The sequence below is a fragment of the Brasilonema angustatum genome (genome assembly GCF_059505445.1).
Genome location: NZ_JCACKO010000028.1, coordinates 15,673 through 30,869, shown reverse-complemented (window position 1 = coordinate 30,869; position 15,197 = coordinate 15,673). Strand labels below are relative to the sequence as shown.

Here is a 15,197-nt window from a genome sequence, read left to right as displayed (position 1 = left end):
ATGAATATACCTAACGTAGCAACGGCAAGCCAGACGCGTTCGCGTCCCTTGCGCGTGTCCCCTTGGGACTCAGCGTGCGCCTTAGCGCTTAGCCCCATCCGCCATGCGGTGGGGTACTTCACTAACGCTTATGCCAAAGGTAGGACAACATCTAGGTTTTATTTTTCGCTGCTCCTGAAAACAAAAACCTAGATGTTGTTAAGACAGTACGGAACAAGCCTAAACCTCTTGATTTATCGCCTTTTCCTCTCCCATTGACGTGCGATCACCTGCTCAACAATGATGTCCACCAGTTATTTGCTCGCCAACTGTCTAAGGGTTTCACAGTCTAGTTTCAAAGGCAGGTCTTTTTCCATAATTGTGATAATCCGCTTTGGATGTCACACTTGTCAATACCCCCTCACCTGAATCCTTACCTTTTATAGTGGTCGAAGGAACATCGTTGGTAACAGTTTTCCCTTCTTCAAAAGCTTCTCGACCTGTAATCAATCTAGAGCGACGACTACGAGTGAGATAATTCCATGCCCACTGAAATACTACTAGTAATTTAGTGTCGAACTCGATTAAGAAGTAGATATGAACGACTAACCAAAATATCCAAGCAAGGAAACCTTGGAGTTTGATGAAGCTTAAATCTACAACAGCTAAATTTTTGCCAATCATCGCCAAACTACCTACGTCATTGTAACGAAATTGTCGTAGTGTTTGACCTTGAAGCCGTTTTTTAATGAGCTTAGCTACATACTCTCCTTCTTGTTTGGCTACGGGTGCAACACCAGGTAAGGGTTTTCCATCTTGATGAGAGAAGTTGCCTAAATCTCCGATGACAAAGATGTTTTTATAACCCTTAATCGTCAAGTCTGGTTCTACAATTACACGTCCGGAGCGATCGCACTCTACACCTGTGCGGTTTGCTAAAACTTGCCCCATAGCGGAACCTTTCACACCTGCTGCCCATAATATAGTTTTTGAGGCAATTTCTTTAACTTCATCACCTTGCTTGAAAGTAACAACGTCATTTTTAATATTTGTTACCCTGGTATTAGTTTGGGTATCCACACCCAACTTTTGCAAAGATACTTTTGCGACTTCTGATAACTGTGGTGCCATATGAGGGAGGATGCGATCGCCACCTTGCAATAGTAAAATTCTAGTTTCTCTTGTGTCGATGTTGCGGAAATCGTCTTTGAGAGTTTTATGTGCCAACTCTGCGACCGCACCCGCTAATTCTACACCGGTTGGACCAGCTCCGACAATTACAAAAGTCAACCAAGCACGGCGTAATTCGGGATCAGTTTCATTTTCTGCTGCTTCAAATGCCGAAAAGATTCGGCGACGTATTTCTATGGCATTTTCAACAGTTTTCAAGCCAGGAGCCATTGGTTTCCAGTTATCATGACCAAAATAGGAATGGTTAGCACCTGTGGCAACAACTAATGTATCGTACGGTATTACTTTATCACCCAGAATAACTTCTTGGGATTCTGGATCAATATCATTTATTTCTCCCAACAACACTTTTGTATTCTTGCTTTTTCTGAATACAGCTCGTAATGGTGAGGAGATATCAGAGGGTGATAGCGTACCTGTCGCAACTTGATATAAAAGCGGTTGAAATAAATGAAAGTTACGTTTATCGATGAGAGTAACATTGACATTTGCTTTGGCAAGAGTCTTTGCTGTATACAGTCCACCAAAGCCTCCACCAATGATTACAACATGATGTAGTTTATTATTTTCATGTACAACTACCATAGTAACTATTTCCTTTTGTTAAGGCTTGTTAATTTTCTTAACAAAACTCTACCAAAAGTGGAATAAAGGCTGCCGTTTATTTATAACATGTGAATAAATACTAAAAGTAGTCTAAATTACAGCAATGAAAGCAGAAAGCTGATGAATGCGGACGTGTGAATCGCAGACAGGTCTGACAACATTTCAGTGTACAGAATATGGGATATAATTTCACTGAACACATACTGTTAGCAGTATCGAATGCTGCCATCAACAGAAAGTGCATCCTCCCGACACCACCAATCAACAAAAAAAGCAAAACCTTTTCTTAGTATGCGGACTCAAAACCTTAGGGCAACATTGTGTCGCAGTCCTAAAGGAGTACGATGTTAAAGTCAGCGCCATTGACGATGTCCAGCCCGGACAATGGGAAGTCCCAGAAGTACCAAGCTTACTAGAAAAGTTAATCATAGGAGACTGCCGCCAGCCAAGTATTTTACAGCAGGCAGGTATAGATGAGTGTCGTTCAATACTTTTAGTTACAAGAGATGAGCGGATGAATATAGAAGCTGCATTTGCAGCACGGCGTCTTAATCCGCACGTTCGCCTGATTGTACGTTCAGAAAAACAAAATTTTAACGAACTGTTGTGGGAAAATCTAGGCAATTTTGTTGCCTTTGAGCCTACCCATCTATCAGCTTATGCCTTCGCTCTGACAGCCCTGGCATCCGAAGCTATTGGATATTTTACCTTAGAAGGGCAACCGTTGCGAGTGATAGAGCATCAGGTACAACCAAAGGATCGCTGGTGCAATGGCAAGCCAGTACATAGACTCAATTTAACAACTCGCCACATCTTGAGTCACATACCTGTTTCATCTAACCCACCCAAACAGTTCTATGAGTGGAACCCAGAGGCAGTTGTGCAAGCGGGAGACACACTCGTTTATATTGAAGTTGCAGAAGATCTAACTTTATCTGAGCATCTCAGGGAATCTCAGCGTTCTCGGTGGCAATGGCAACAGTTTGTCCGAGGCATCACACCGAAGAATCTTAAAGAGAAAATAGTGCGATTTTGGCAATCTTACTACCAAAGCCAAAATCAAATCCGACGAATTGCGACAATTTATGCAATTACCGTACTCATACTATGGCTGCTTGGAATAGTTCTCTATCGCTTGTACTATCCTCAGATCACCTTACTCGAAGCTTTCTATGCGACAGCAGTTTTGCTTTTGGGAGGATACGGAGATTTATTTGGCAGCGTTAAGTTTGCATCGCAACCACTACCTTCAGATCATATGCCGTGGTGGTTGCGGTTGTTCAGCCTGGGACTGACGTTGACAGGTCAAGCTTTCGTGGGAGTATTGTATGCACTGCTAACTGATGCTCTTGTGGCTTCAAGGTTCCAGTTTCTCAATAGACATCCTCCTGTGCCAGAACGTAACCATGTGGTACTCATTGGCTTAAATCGGTTGGGGCAAAAAGTCGCTGCTGTTTTTCAAGAACTCAACCAGCCGTTTGTGGGAATTCATACTACGACTCTCGATCAACGGGTTTTACCCGAGATGCCTGTGATTGTTGACAATCCAACCGAAGCACTCGCTGTTGTGAATCTCTCCCATGCCAAAAGTATCGTTTTAGTTGGGGATGATCACATGGAAAATCTGGAAATTGGTTTAATGGCTCATGCAATCAACCCTGCCAGTCGGTTAATTATCCGCTCTCAAGATCGCCAATTTAGTGATAATATCACCCCTTTGTTTCCCTATGCTCAAGTTCTGTGTGGCGCGGCTTTGTCAGCGGAAGTTTTTGCTTGTGCTGCCTTTGGAGAAAACGTTCTTAGCTTGTTTCACTTAAGCGATCAAGTCGTTATGGTAACGGAATACAACATCGAAGAAGGTGATACCCTCAATAAGTTGCTTCTATCTGAAATAGCTCATGGCTACGGTGTTGTGCCGATTCTTTACCAGAAACAGCAGCAAGACAATTACTCGTTAATGCCTTGGGATGATGTCAGGCTTTGTGGGGGCGATCGCTTGATTGTTTTAGCAACAAGCACTGGTTTGCAGCGAATTGAATGGGGTGAAATGCTGCCTCGCCTTTTTAAGGTGCAGATTGAAAAAACTCTGACTAGAAATGCTAGTGCTGATGGTGCAGAGGAAATAGCCTTGATCACAGGATGTAGTTCCACTACTGCTAGGCAATGGATGAATAATTTGCCTAGAGTGTTGCCAACACCACTGTATAAACATCAAGCTCAGCATCTCGTGCGCAAGCTAATAAAAGTACAAGTTTTGGCAAGTGTAATCTCAATTGAGCAATCATCAAATAGCTAATATCAAGTTTGGTTAAAAACTTATCATTTTATCGCATGCTATCTGGGGAAATTTCCCCAGATGGTTGAACTACGCCACAACTCGCCAAGTCAAGGTATAATCTGCGCCACCTCGATTAAACTTACCAGTCATTTCTCCTTGCCCAGCCTGGCCGCTGCTAGCGGTGACGCTGCCAATGAGATCATCATTATTAAAGATACCTGTGTCTTTGTCGTACAGTTTAATTTCAGCAGTGCGATCAAAGATGATATTAGAAATATCTCTCAAGTCTTTACCTTCTGCTTCCTGGATGGTAGTCACTCCTCCAACCTGCTTACCGTTAATGACAAAGTAAACTTCATCACTGCCAAGTGTATCTTCGGTTTTTTCGCAGTAAAGAGAAATGAGTTCTAAACGCGCCATATGTTTATCCGATAATTTCTGTTCCAAGATAGCTTAATATCGATAGTATCCTGCAACCGTGATGCTTGCTCGCCTCGATGCTATTTGAAAAGCGTGCGTATGCGCTTTTACCGTAGGATAGCCATATTCTCCGTAACTCGGGAAAACCCAGTTTCCGTAAACCGATTTTCCCAGTTTAGGTTTGTGTAGATAAAGACAAAGACAAATAGCGATCGCTTTGGCGATCGCTTGCCGCTACCATAACACAGGTTGAATTGATCAACTCAAAAAAAGAACCAACGCCCAAGAGATTTGTTCTTATTTCGCCAAGAAACGCTGCTAGTAATTTTTTATCACTCTCTAAGACTGCTTTGGTTTCTTTTATTGTGGCGATACGCATGCAGGCGTCTCTTGCTTTGCGCAATCGCCCCTCAAGTACGCTCGGGGTTGGCTGGCTTATATCCAGACTGGTTACTGGGATTCGGCTAGCAACGAATCGCACTTAACTCCTTTCTCGGTTAACTGAACAGTATTGGGAAGGAGTGGAGTGTTACGAAAGATGGGATATTGGGCATCAACCTGATGGGCTTTTTTGACAATTCTGTTAAATAAGAAGTTAGTCAGGTTTAGTTGCCTAAAAGTCTTTTGTGGATCAGACAGATGGGTTGTTGGTAGCTGTTGCCCCATTTCTTTGAAAACTAGACCAATCGGCACATTGATTTCATCCTGGAGTTTGAGACAACGGATGAACAACGGACTGCTAGCGGCAATCACCGATCCAACACCTCCCCGAACTTGTCCCCATCCGATGTAATACAGTCCCTTGTAGTCGTCGGGAAATGCTCCACCATAACATTTGACGACTGATCCTTCGACGCGCTGGAGTTCCTGAGGTAAGAAGGAATAAGCAACATAAAAACCGGTTGCACAAACAATTAAGTCAAATTCCTCACAACTGCCATCGCTAAACTCGACTTCCCAACCATTAAGCTGACGCACACTAGGCTTGGGAATTATACGACCATGTTTGATGTAGTAAGGCACCTCATTGTTTATAGTGGGGTGTTTATCAAAAACTTGATGGTTCGGTTTGGATAGACCATAGTCTTCGTGCTTGCCGAACGTCAAACGCATTATCCCGTATGCCGTCAGTCGCTGAAACCATTCTGGCATCCACCATTGCAATAGATCGACGAACGGAACTCCAGCAAATGTCTTAGGGATGAACCATACCGATTCGCGCATACTCAAGACACACTTGGCTCCTACCCGAGCTGCTTCTGCCGCAATGTCACAAGCTGAGTTTCCGCTGCCGATAACCAGAACTCGTTTGCCACGAAGCATTTCGGGTCGTTTGTAATCTTTGGAATGAATAATCTCTCCGTTAAATTCTCCCTTGAATTCGGGCAAACGTTTGCACCAGTGATGCCCGTTGCACACTAACACCCCTTTATAAATTCGTTGTTCCCCATCAGTGAAAGTGACTTCCCAGAGATTGTTTTCAATGGGTCGCACGTAATTAACGGTACGATTGAGTTCGATTTGCTGACGTAAATCAAAATGATCGGCAAAAGTATTCAGATAATCCCGCATGTTTTGAGCGCTGGGGAAGTCGGGATAATCATCTGGCATGGGAAAATGAGTAAATTGAGTAATTTTGCGGGATGAGATGATATGTGCGGTTTCGTAAACACCGTGATACCAATTTCCGCCGATGTCATCACTAGCATCGACCTGATCGTAGGGAATACCAGCACCCTTGAGTGCCTCAGCCATACCCAATCCGACAAAACCAGCCCCAATAATCAGATGTTTGTGAGTAGTATCGACCATAGACCTCTTACATGAATTAAGAACAGAAGGAGAGTTCGCGCGTTGAACAATCCAGCAATGATAGGCGACCTTACAGATCTTTTCAGTTAATTGAACACATATTTTCGCAGGGGCTGTTCTATGCCCATACGTGTCAACAATCACGTTTAAACCTTAGTCTAGTTCCCGCTGCAAAACCCAAAAATCTTACAATGATTCAGATAGGGCGAAATGGACTAAATCCCTCAAAGGCGGGCGTCAGGTGTTACGGATAGTCAGATTTACTCTTTAAAAGCAAAATAGAGTTATGATAAAATACGGTTATCTTATCAATTTACTGCTAATTAGATTTTAAAAGCTATAGAAAAACTTGAGTTTCTATCAGCTTCAGTAAAATTGCTGATACTTTGAGGGATTAGACAGATGACATTATCTACAACTTTGAATTCTACATTAAGTCAGATCCAGATCAGGATTCCTCAGCACTACCATCGTCAACCAATTGTCTCGCGATTGATTTCTCGTTACGATTTAATAATCAATATTGCATCTGCTCTTTTAGAAGCTCATGCAAAAGATGACGGTTGGTTTAACCTAGAAATTCAAGGGGTTTCTCAGCGCTTAGAAGCAGGTCTTGCCTATCTTCAAGAACTAAATATAGAGATTGTGCAGTTAGATATCAAAAGCATTGCCCAAGAAAATCAGGAAAAGTTCAAGATTTTATGTAAAAATCACAATTTGAGTGACATCATTGACGACAATGACAAAAAAGCTGATTCCAATGTCGTAGAAGGACAAACCACTCGTGCTAAATTTCAAGTTTGTATTCCTCAAAACTATCAGTCTTACCCAGTTATTGCAGGGCTTGTTTCTTGTTATGGATTAACTGTTAACATTTCCGGAGCAGTATTAGATACCAACCCTGAAAATGACGGTTGGTTTGATTTAGAGGTTTGGGGTAGGCGTCAGCAGATTGTGTTGGGCTTAAGATATTTAAAAAAATTAGGCTTAGAAGTTTGGTTGTAATTATTAGAGGATGTCTGAGAAGTCAAAAATGTCATGCTGAACGCAGCGATAGCGTAGTGAAGCATCTCAAAACTACGCCTCAAACTCTAGATTCTTCATTCCGCTGAGTCCCAAAGGGACACGCTGCGCGAACGCTACATTCAGAATGACAAAATATACCTTGCTTAAACTTTTAAGACATCCTCTTAGACTCTTAGACTTCGTGGCAGTTGTAGGGAAGAGGGAATAGGGAACAGGGAACAGGGAATTCTGAACGTTTAACTCTTAACAGAACCTCGTAAAATCTGACTTTTGCGCATTGGTCTATTGACCAAGAAGTAGTCAAGAGTCAGAATAACGAGTGTGCGAGTGCTGAAACAGCGCTATGCAGGAAAGTTTCCCAACGTAGATGCCAAAACAGCGCTGAGATAATTCGTCAGAGTATGGGCATCTACTCCCAATTCTGTGCGCTCTTGTGCTGCTAAAATTGCTGCTTGAGAATGCCACCAAGCACCAGTTGCAACAATCTCCTCTACAGAAATCTTTTTAGAAGAAGCTTGCGCTAATAATCCACCAATCAACCCAGTTAAAACATCTCCACTACCACCACGCCCCAAGGCTGGCGTACTTTCGGGATTAATCCAAACGGTTCCTTGGGAGTTGGCAATAACAGTTCTTGCGCCTTTCAATAACACCACTGCACCACTTTGCGCCGCCGCTTCCCGCGTTGCTTTGACTCTGTGGTGATTAGCATCAGGAATGTCAGGAAACAACCGCTTGAATTCACCCGCATGTGGTGTAAGTACGGTTACTTCTTGTCGTTTTTGTAACGTCTGAAAGTTTCTCATTTCAGCCAAGATATTCAAACCATCAGCATCTAGAAGTAAGGGGCTAGTGCTATCTAATACTTCTTGTAAAATTGGGCTGGCATCTCGGGTTAAGCCGGGACCACAGGCGATCGCACTAAATGAACTCAAATCCGTTTTTGGTGGGAGTTGCAGTTGAGCGATCGCCCCAGATTCTGTTTCCGGACAACCAATAATCAACGCTTCTGGTAACTGCGCCACCATGATAGATTTGAGAGATTCTGGTACAGCAATTGAGAGCATACCGACACCACTTGCTCGCGCACCCAACCCAGTTAATATTGCTCCTCCCGAATACCGACGCGAACCACAAATCAACAGCAAGTGCCCTTCCTTATATTTATGCGTGACTGGCGGACGGGGTAAAGGCAGAGTAGAGAGGGCTGTTGTTTTTGTGATGCGTTTAGTACTTGGTGAATTTTCCAGTACCGCTTGTATATCAGCCAAGGGAAAATCAAAATCTATTAACTCAGCTTTACCGATATAATCGAGAGCTTCGTCTTGCAATAAACCCAGCTTCCACAAACCTAAGCAAAAAGTGTGTGTAGCACGTACCGCAGTTCCCAACACCTCACCCGTATCTGTGTGCAACCCCGAAGGCAAATCGATACTAATAATCGGTTTGTGCCATTCATTGAGCTGATTGATAGCAGTAGCGATTGGATCTGTGAGCGTTCTTTCTAAGCCAAATCCAAACAACCCATCAATTAATAAATCACAATCTTGCAGTGGCTCAATGGAGTCATAACACGGCAAACCCAAACTTTTAGAATACTGCAAGTGCTGGGAAGTTAATTCCTTAAGTTTAGAGAAAGGGCAATATATTAAAACTTCATAGCCACGAAAGTATAACTCTCGCGCAACAACCAAAGCATCACCACCATTATGACCAGGACCGACGAGAATTCCTACGTGGGAGGGAGGGAGTCTTAGCGAAGCGAGCCGTAGGCTGGGAGATGAGGAAGCTTTCCCTTTGTTTTCTTGTTGGCAAGACAGGGGGTAAATATCCTGAACACGACGCGCAATAAGTCCTGCCACTTTTTCCATCAAAGCTACCACAGGCATTCCCGCTGTAAAAATACGCTTTTCGATTTCGTGCATTTGCTGTGCGGTGACGATGACTTGTGCAATTTGTTCTTGCCTGTCTTTCATTAGTCCTGAGTCCTAAAGTTCTGAGTTTTTAGTACTGAATGCTGAGTTATGTTTTCCGGCTTTTTTTGATCTTAGTGTCCATTTTCTAGTTAATCTGAGGAAAAATCACCGGATAAAAAATCTTTATTTTGTATACTAGTTGATAATTGGGGCGATTTCTCTGTCAACAACACGGGGTTAGAACCTGTTGCTTCTAATTTTGCACCGCAGTTTTTACAGGTGAAATCAAGCCCAATTGATTCAATCTGTTAACAACAATGACATGAAGTGATTAATTTTAACAAGCAATGAATCTGTCTGGTTCGGAATATCAGAAAGTATTTGAAGCCATTATCAGTGCTTATCCAAGCAAAATTAGTTTACAGATGATGGTTATGTTTAAATTAGATGAAAATTTAGATGAAATAGCTGGAGGTGGAAATTTTAGAGAAGTTGTTTTTAAGTTGATGGAATGGGCTAAGTCACAAGGTAAGTTAGAACAACTTCTTAAAGGTGCGCATGAAGATAATCCTGGTAATCAAGAATTAAAAGATATATACCATAAAATTTTTCCCAATTTATCAAATTACGATCAACAGGACTTAGGCACGAACAACGTAACTACTGTCATTGCGATCGAAGGGAAGCAATCGCAACCCGCTCTTTCTGGTAGCGCGTGCGTAAGTCCTAAGCAAAAAATTTTACTATTGGCGGCGCTTCCGCAAAACTTACGTGTAGATAGAGAAATCCGGGACATAGAAGAAGCCATCAAACGAGCAGTCAGAAGAGATTCATTTGAAATTAAAATTAGAACTGCTGTACGCCCCCAAGATATTCGTAGAGCACTTGCAGAAGAAATGCCTCAAATTGTGCATTTCTGCGGACATGGTATGCAGGATGGCAGTTTAGTATTAGAAGATGATGGAGGAAACCATAAACCTGTATTACCAAGAGGACTAGCAGCATTGTTTAAGCTGCATAGTGATTATGTAAAATGTGTATTACTTAATGCTTGTTATTCAGCTTTACCTGCTGAAGCAATTAGCAAACATATTAATTATGTAATTGGCATGGAGCAGCCAATTGAGGACAGAGCAGCGATTGTATTTGCTGAAGGATTTTATGATGGGCTGGGATATGACAATGTTGATAATAAAGATGTAATTCAAAGAGCTTTCGATGAGGGTATCGTTGCTATTGAATTAGAAAATATTTTACAGGATACAATACCTTATTTATGGAAGTTGGGTGTTGCTCAAGGTGAGAAGTCTTCTCCAATAGTAGAGCCTGTGATTGAGAGCAAGTCCTCACCTCAAACCCGAACTTTTGAGGGTGAGAAGTCTTCTCCAATAGTAGAGCCTGTGATTGAGAGGAAATCCTCACCTCAAACCCCAACTTTTGAGTTTGATGTTATCACGGTAAATGCTCAAGGACAGGAAATTAAACGAGAAAAACGCCAAGCTCAATATTACCTTGAAAATGTAGGCAAGAACATCACCCTAGAAATGGTGGCTATCCCCGGTGGTAAATTTCTGATGGGTTCGCCACAAGGTGAAGGATATGAAAGAGAAAAACCTCAGCATGAAGTTACCGTTCAACCGTTTTTCATGGGTAAATATCCAATGACTCAAGCACAATGGCAAGTGGTAGCCGCATTACCCCAAATCAATCGAGAGCTAAAGCCAGAACCATCTTATTTTAAAGGTGATGACTATCCTGTAGAACGCGTTTCCTGGTATGATGTAGTAGAGTTTTGTGCTAGATTATCTAAAAAGACAGGAAAAAATTATCGACTTCCGAGCGAAGCGGAGTGGGAATATGCCTGTCGTGCTGGAACCACAACACCATTTCACTTTGGTGAAACCCTGACAGATAAGTTAGCAAACTATGATGCCCGCACAACGTTTGCTAGCGAACCCCAAGGAGAGTATCGGGAAAAAACTACATCTGTAGGAACTTTCTCGCCTAACGCCTTTGGTTTATACGATATGCATGGGAATGTGTCGGAATGGTGTGAAGATTCTTGTTCCTCGGAAAATTATGAGGGAGCGCCAACAGACGGAAGTGCTTGGCAGCATATTGATAATGACAATAATTGTAGAATTATGCGGGGTGGGTCGTGGTACTACAATCCTAAATGTTGCTGTTCTGCACTCCGCTACAGGTACGGTTCCGATATCGGCTACAACGATATAGGTTTTCGGGTTGTTTGTGCTGTTCCTGCGAGGACTCATATCAGTGAACAGTTATCAGTGAACACTTATCAAGGACTCCTGCGATAACTGATAACTGATAACTGATAACTGAATAATTACTTTCCGTAGTAAACTCTCGCATTACCAAATCTTGAATCCTTGCGCAGATAGCTATTCCATTCTTCTGCCTGCCAACGGTTGACAAAAGGTCCAACTGCTACATGTGGTCCTCGCGGTTCAAGTCTGGGGATGACGTATACATCTCGTTCTGCGTAGAAATTTCGTCCGATGTAGCTTCTGATTTCGTTTCTATAGCGGGGTAACTCTTCCGACTTGGCAGGAAGAACGACATAGTAATAACTAGATCGTCTACCAGAATCGCCTCTATCGTAATCACCTCTACGATAATTGTCTCTACCAGAATCATAGGGAACGTCGGGTTGATCGCGTCCACGTCCCTTATAAACAATGCGATCGCTATAAACAACTCTTGCAGAATATACCCCATCAGATTCCAGTCGTCTGGCTAGGCTTCTAGCTCCTTCTCTTGTCCTAAAAGCTCCTACTTGAATCACAGAACGTCCTTGAAACCGTTGTCTAAAAGCATTTCTGGGAATTAGACCTGTTCCTCGCCGTCCATAACCATTGTCATCAATATACACCTTGTAGGGAGCATAACCACGGTTAGATCCATAAGAGGGTGCTTCAGGTGCTTGGAATTCAATAGAACGTTGGGACGATGTATTCACCTCAGGAGGTGTATAACCTTGTGAACCTGACGGTTCTGCTGGAAACGGTTCATCTGAAGGTGCAGGCGGAACACCATCATACACTGATCGTCGCTGTGCTATGAAAACTTCGCTAGGATTGATTTGGGCATATGCTAAGTTAGATTGAGATAAAAAAACTAACCACCCTCCTAAGAGCAAGCGCAAAATCAAAGATGGTTGGCTCCATTTGATAAATGCCATAATCTGATTCGGTATTGCACTGACCATATTATTAGCAGCAAAAATTTTAAATGATTTTCTTGACTAAAAAATAATCGAGTGATTTAATCCAAAATCTAAAACATAGGAATCCGGTTTGGTTTATGAAGTTACTAGTTGAGCTAGGGAACAGGGAACAGGGAACAGGGAACAGGAAATAGAGAACACTTAACAGAAACTGTACGGAGTTCTGTTCAAAAATCAAATAGAAATCCAATATCTTGATTTATGTAGTAATTTTATACAAGAAGCGAACTCTTTTATGAACAAAATTGTAGTTGGTCTTTCTGGTGGCGTTGATAGTTCCACCGCAGCAGCCATTTTGCACGATCAAGGCTATGAAGTGATTGGTTTAACCCTTTGGTTGATGAAGGGGAAAGGTCAGTGTTGCTCTGAAGGTATGATTGATGCAGCTTATATCTGTGAGCAGCTAGGTATTCCCCATCATATTGTTGATATTCGGGACGTCTTTCAAACTAATATCATTGATTACTTGGTGGGTGGTTACAGTACTGGGATCACTCCTTTGCCTTGCTCACAATGTAACAAAACTGTAAAATTTGGTCCGATGTTGCAATACGCGCGGGAAAATTTAGAGTGCGATCGCATTGCCACTGGTCACTATGCTCGCATTCAATATGATCCCGCTACTGGACGCTACCAATTGCTGCGTGCATTTGATCGCAACAAAGACCAGTCCTACTTTCTCTATGATTTGTCGCAAGAACTACTAGCAGGAAGTGTATTTCCACTAGGAGAGTTACAAAAAAGCGAAACTCGTCATCTGGCTGATGAATACAAGTTGAAAACAGCAGATAAGCCAGAAAGCCAAGACTTATGCTTGGTGGAAAGTAACGGCTCAATGCGAGCGTTTCTAGATAAGTATCTTGCGCCCAAAAAAGGAGATATTGTTGATACTTCAGGTAAAATTCTGGGTGAACATGATGGTGTTCATCATTACACAATTGGGCAACGTAAGGGTATAGGTATCGCCGCCGCTGAACCACTGTATGTGATTGCATTGGATGCAGTGAATAACAGGGTGATTGTGGGCGATCGCACCAAAGTAACCGAACCAGAATGTACTGTACAAAGGGTTAATTGGGTATCCATTGCTGAACCATCAAGTCCCATTCGGGCGGAAGTTCAAATTCGCTATCGTTCCACTCCTGTACCAGTCACAGTTATTCCCGCAGATTATTCTCGTGTTCGCTTAGTGTTTGATGAACCTCAATTCAGCATTACTCCCGGACAAGCTGCTGTGTGGTACGAAGGGGAGAAGGTGTTAGGTGGGGGGATCATTGAGCAAACAGTGAACAGGGAACAGTGAACAGTGAACAGGGAACAGGGAATAGTGAAAACTGGTAACTGATAACTGATAACTGATAACTGGTAACTTCGAATCTGCGAAACGGAAAATGATAAGTTAATACATAGATTAAAAAAAAATGTAGTTATCGCAAACAAAGGACAGCCTTGAGTTATCATTACGATGGCATAGCCCCTCACGGTGGGCAATTGGTGAATCGCATCGCTACACCTGAGCAAAAACAAGTATTTCTTTCAAAAGCCGACTTTCTACCGCGAGTTCAACTTAATGAACGAGCAGTATCAGATTTGCAAATGATTGCAATTGGCGGTTTGAGTCCACTAACTGGTTTTATGAACCAGGAGGACTATAACGGTGTTGTTGCTCAAATGCGTCTCGCCAACGGTACCGTTTGGTCAATTCCTGTTACACTCTCGGTGAGTGAACAAGTCGCCGCCCCCTTAAAAGAAGGTGATTTGATTCGCTTGGATAATCCTGCTGGTGAATATATCGGGGTATTAGAACTAACACAAAAATATCACTACGATAAGACTCGTGAAGCGGTTCATGTTTATCGAACCAATGACTCAAAGCATCCTGGTGTACAGGTAGTTTACAATCAAGGTTCTGTAAATTTAGCAGGTGATGTGTGGTTATTAGAACGCAAGTCTCATCCTCTGTTTCCAAAATACCAAGTTGATCCTGTCGAGTCTCGGCAGTTGTTTCAGCAAATGGGCTGGAAAACTGTTGTTGGGTTCCAAACTCGCAACCCGATCCACCGCGCCCATGAATATATCCAAAAGTGCGCCCTAGAAATTGTGGATGGTCTATTTTTGCACCCATTGGTTGGGGCGACGAAAGAAGATGACATTCCCGCAGATGTGCGAATGCGCTGTTACGAAATTTTGATGGAAAAATACTACCCACATAACCGCGTCCTTTTAGCAATTAATCCCTCGGCTATGCGTTATGCTGGTCCTCGGGAGGCAATTTTCCATGCTTTGATTCGCAAGAACTACGGTTGCACTCACTTTATCGTAGGACGGGATCATGCTGGCGTAGGAAATTACTACGGCACTTATGATGCTCAGTACATCTTTGATGAGTTTAAGCCTGAAGAACTGGGCATTGTACCGATGATGTTTGAACACGCCTTTTACTGCATGCGTACCCAGCAAATGGCGACAGACAAAACAAGTCCTAGTCTTCCAGAAGAGCGGATTCATCTTTCGGGAACAAAAGTGCGGGAAATGCTGCGCCGAGGCGAGTTACCTCCACCAGAATTTTCTCGTCCAGAGGTGGCGGCAGAATTGGCACGCGCAATCCGAGTACCAGTTCATACTTACGAAATTTAAACCATACAAAAGACAGATAGTAAAGTGTAAAAGGTTGCTTTACACTCAGACCTCAGACCTTTAAGCTATAGCTGATAGACTG

The 15,197-nt window shown here is 42.7% G+C and carries 11 protein-coding genes; 5 read left to right on the top strand and 6 right to left on the bottom strand.

All coding sequences use genetic code 11. The features are described 5' to 3' along the window. Window positions 1-321 precede the first annotated feature (321 nt). Window positions 322-1,755, bottom strand: a complete 1,434-nt coding sequence (locus tag AC5JM2_RS07140; protein WP_495834207.1) for an NAD(P)/FAD-dependent oxidoreductase — start codon at window positions 1,753-1,755, stop codon at window positions 322-324. Between the two features lie 259 nt (window positions 1,756-2,014). Here AC5JM2_RS07140 and AC5JM2_RS07135 point away from each other — a divergent pair, with 259 nt between their 5' ends. Continuing rightward, window positions 2,015-4,072, top strand: a complete 2,058-nt coding sequence (locus tag AC5JM2_RS07135) for a potassium channel family protein (RefSeq protein ID WP_495834206.1) — start codon at window positions 2,015-2,017, stop codon at window positions 4,070-4,072. A 69-nt stretch (window positions 4,073-4,141) separates the two neighbouring features. Here the strand turns inward: AC5JM2_RS07135 and AC5JM2_RS07130 are convergent, their stop codons facing one another. The 3 genes from AC5JM2_RS07130 to AC5JM2_RS07120 form a co-directional block, all read right to left on the bottom strand. After that, the gene (locus tag AC5JM2_RS07130; RefSeq protein ID WP_495834205.1) at window positions 4,142-4,474 is read right to left on the bottom strand and encodes a hypothetical protein; all 333 of its coding nucleotides are present in this window, start codon (window positions 4,472-4,474) and stop codon (window positions 4,142-4,144) included. Window positions 4,475-4,649: 175 nt separating this feature from the next. After that, a complete protein-coding gene (locus AC5JM2_RS07125) occupies window positions 4,650-4,853 on the bottom strand; it encodes a hypothetical protein (RefSeq protein ID WP_495834204.1) in 204 nt (67 codons plus the stop codon). 71 nt (window positions 4,854-4,924) lie between these two features. Next, window positions 4,925-6,286 (bottom strand): flavin-containing monooxygenase, encoded by a 1,362-nt coding sequence (locus AC5JM2_RS07120; protein ID WP_495834203.1) that lies wholly within the window; start codon window positions 6,284-6,286, stop codon window positions 4,925-4,927. A gap of 402 nt (window positions 6,287-6,688) precedes the next feature. Between AC5JM2_RS07120 and AC5JM2_RS07115 the strand changes: the two genes are divergently transcribed. Further along, window positions 6,689-7,291: an NIL domain-containing protein gene (locus AC5JM2_RS07115; protein WP_495834202.1), complete on the top strand. Its 603-nt coding sequence runs from the start codon at window positions 6,689-6,691 to the stop codon at window positions 7,289-7,291. A gap of 362 nt (window positions 7,292-7,653) precedes the next feature. Here AC5JM2_RS07115 and AC5JM2_RS07110 read toward each other — a convergent pair whose 3' ends face one another. Beyond that, a complete protein-coding gene (locus AC5JM2_RS07110) occupies window positions 7,654-9,288 on the bottom strand; it encodes an NAD(P)H-hydrate dehydratase (RefSeq protein WP_495834201.1) in 1,635 nt (544 codons plus the stop codon). A gap of 287 nt (window positions 9,289-9,575) precedes the next feature. On the opposite strand from AC5JM2_RS07110, the gene AC5JM2_RS07105 reads away from it, so the two are divergent. Then, window positions 9,576-11,549 (top strand): SUMF1/EgtB/PvdO family nonheme iron enzyme, encoded by a 1,974-nt coding sequence (locus AC5JM2_RS07105; protein ID WP_495834200.1) that lies wholly within the window; start codon window positions 9,576-9,578, stop codon window positions 11,547-11,549. Window positions 11,550-11,578: 29 nt separating this feature from the next. Here AC5JM2_RS07105 and AC5JM2_RS07100 read toward each other — a convergent pair whose 3' ends face one another. After that, window positions 11,579-12,433: an SPOR domain-containing protein gene (locus tag AC5JM2_RS07100; protein WP_495834199.1), complete on the bottom strand. Its 855-nt coding sequence runs from the start codon at window positions 12,431-12,433 to the stop codon at window positions 11,579-11,581. A 259-nt stretch (window positions 12,434-12,692) separates the two neighbouring features. Here AC5JM2_RS07100 and mnmA point away from each other — a divergent pair, with 259 nt between their 5' ends. Continuing rightward, on the top strand, window positions 12,693-13,781 hold the full coding sequence (gene mnmA, locus AC5JM2_RS07095) for a tRNA 2-thiouridine(34) synthase MnmA (RefSeq protein WP_495834232.1): 1,089 nt from the start codon (window positions 12,693-12,695) through the stop codon (window positions 13,779-13,781). Between the two features lie 146 nt (window positions 13,782-13,927). Next, window positions 13,928-15,115, top strand: a complete 1,188-nt coding sequence (gene sat / locus AC5JM2_RS07090; protein ID WP_495834198.1) for a sulfate adenylyltransferase — start codon at window positions 13,928-13,930, stop codon at window positions 15,113-15,115. Window positions 15,116-15,197: the final 82 nt, after the last annotated feature.

Coding starts and splice junctions, on each gene's coding strand:
- AC5JM2_RS07140 (WP_495834207.1), bottom strand. CDS start 1,755: ATGGTAGTTGTACATGAAAATAATAAACTACATCATGTTGTAATCATT.
- AC5JM2_RS07130 (WP_495834205.1), bottom strand. CDS start 4,474: ATGGCGCGTTTAGAACTCATTTCTCTTTACTGCGAAAAAACCGAAGAT.
- AC5JM2_RS07125 (WP_495834204.1), bottom strand. CDS start 4,853: ATGCGTATCGCCACAATAAAAGAAACCAAAGCAGTCTTAGAGAGTGAT.
- AC5JM2_RS07120 (WP_495834203.1), bottom strand. CDS start 6,286: ATGGTCGATACTACTCACAAACATCTGATTATTGGGGCTGGTTTTGTC.
- AC5JM2_RS07115 (WP_495834202.1), top strand. CDS start 6,689: ATGACATTATCTACAACTTTGAATTCTACATTAAGTCAGATCCAGATC.
- AC5JM2_RS07110 (WP_495834201.1), bottom strand. CDS start 9,288: ATGAAAGACAGGCAAGAACAAATTGCACAAGTCATCGTCACCGCACAG.
- AC5JM2_RS07105 (WP_495834200.1), top strand. CDS start 9,576: ATGAATCTGTCTGGTTCGGAATATCAGAAAGTATTTGAAGCCATTATC.
- AC5JM2_RS07100 (WP_495834199.1), bottom strand. CDS start 12,433: ATGGCATTTATCAAATGGAGCCAACCATCTTTGATTTTGCGCTTGCTC.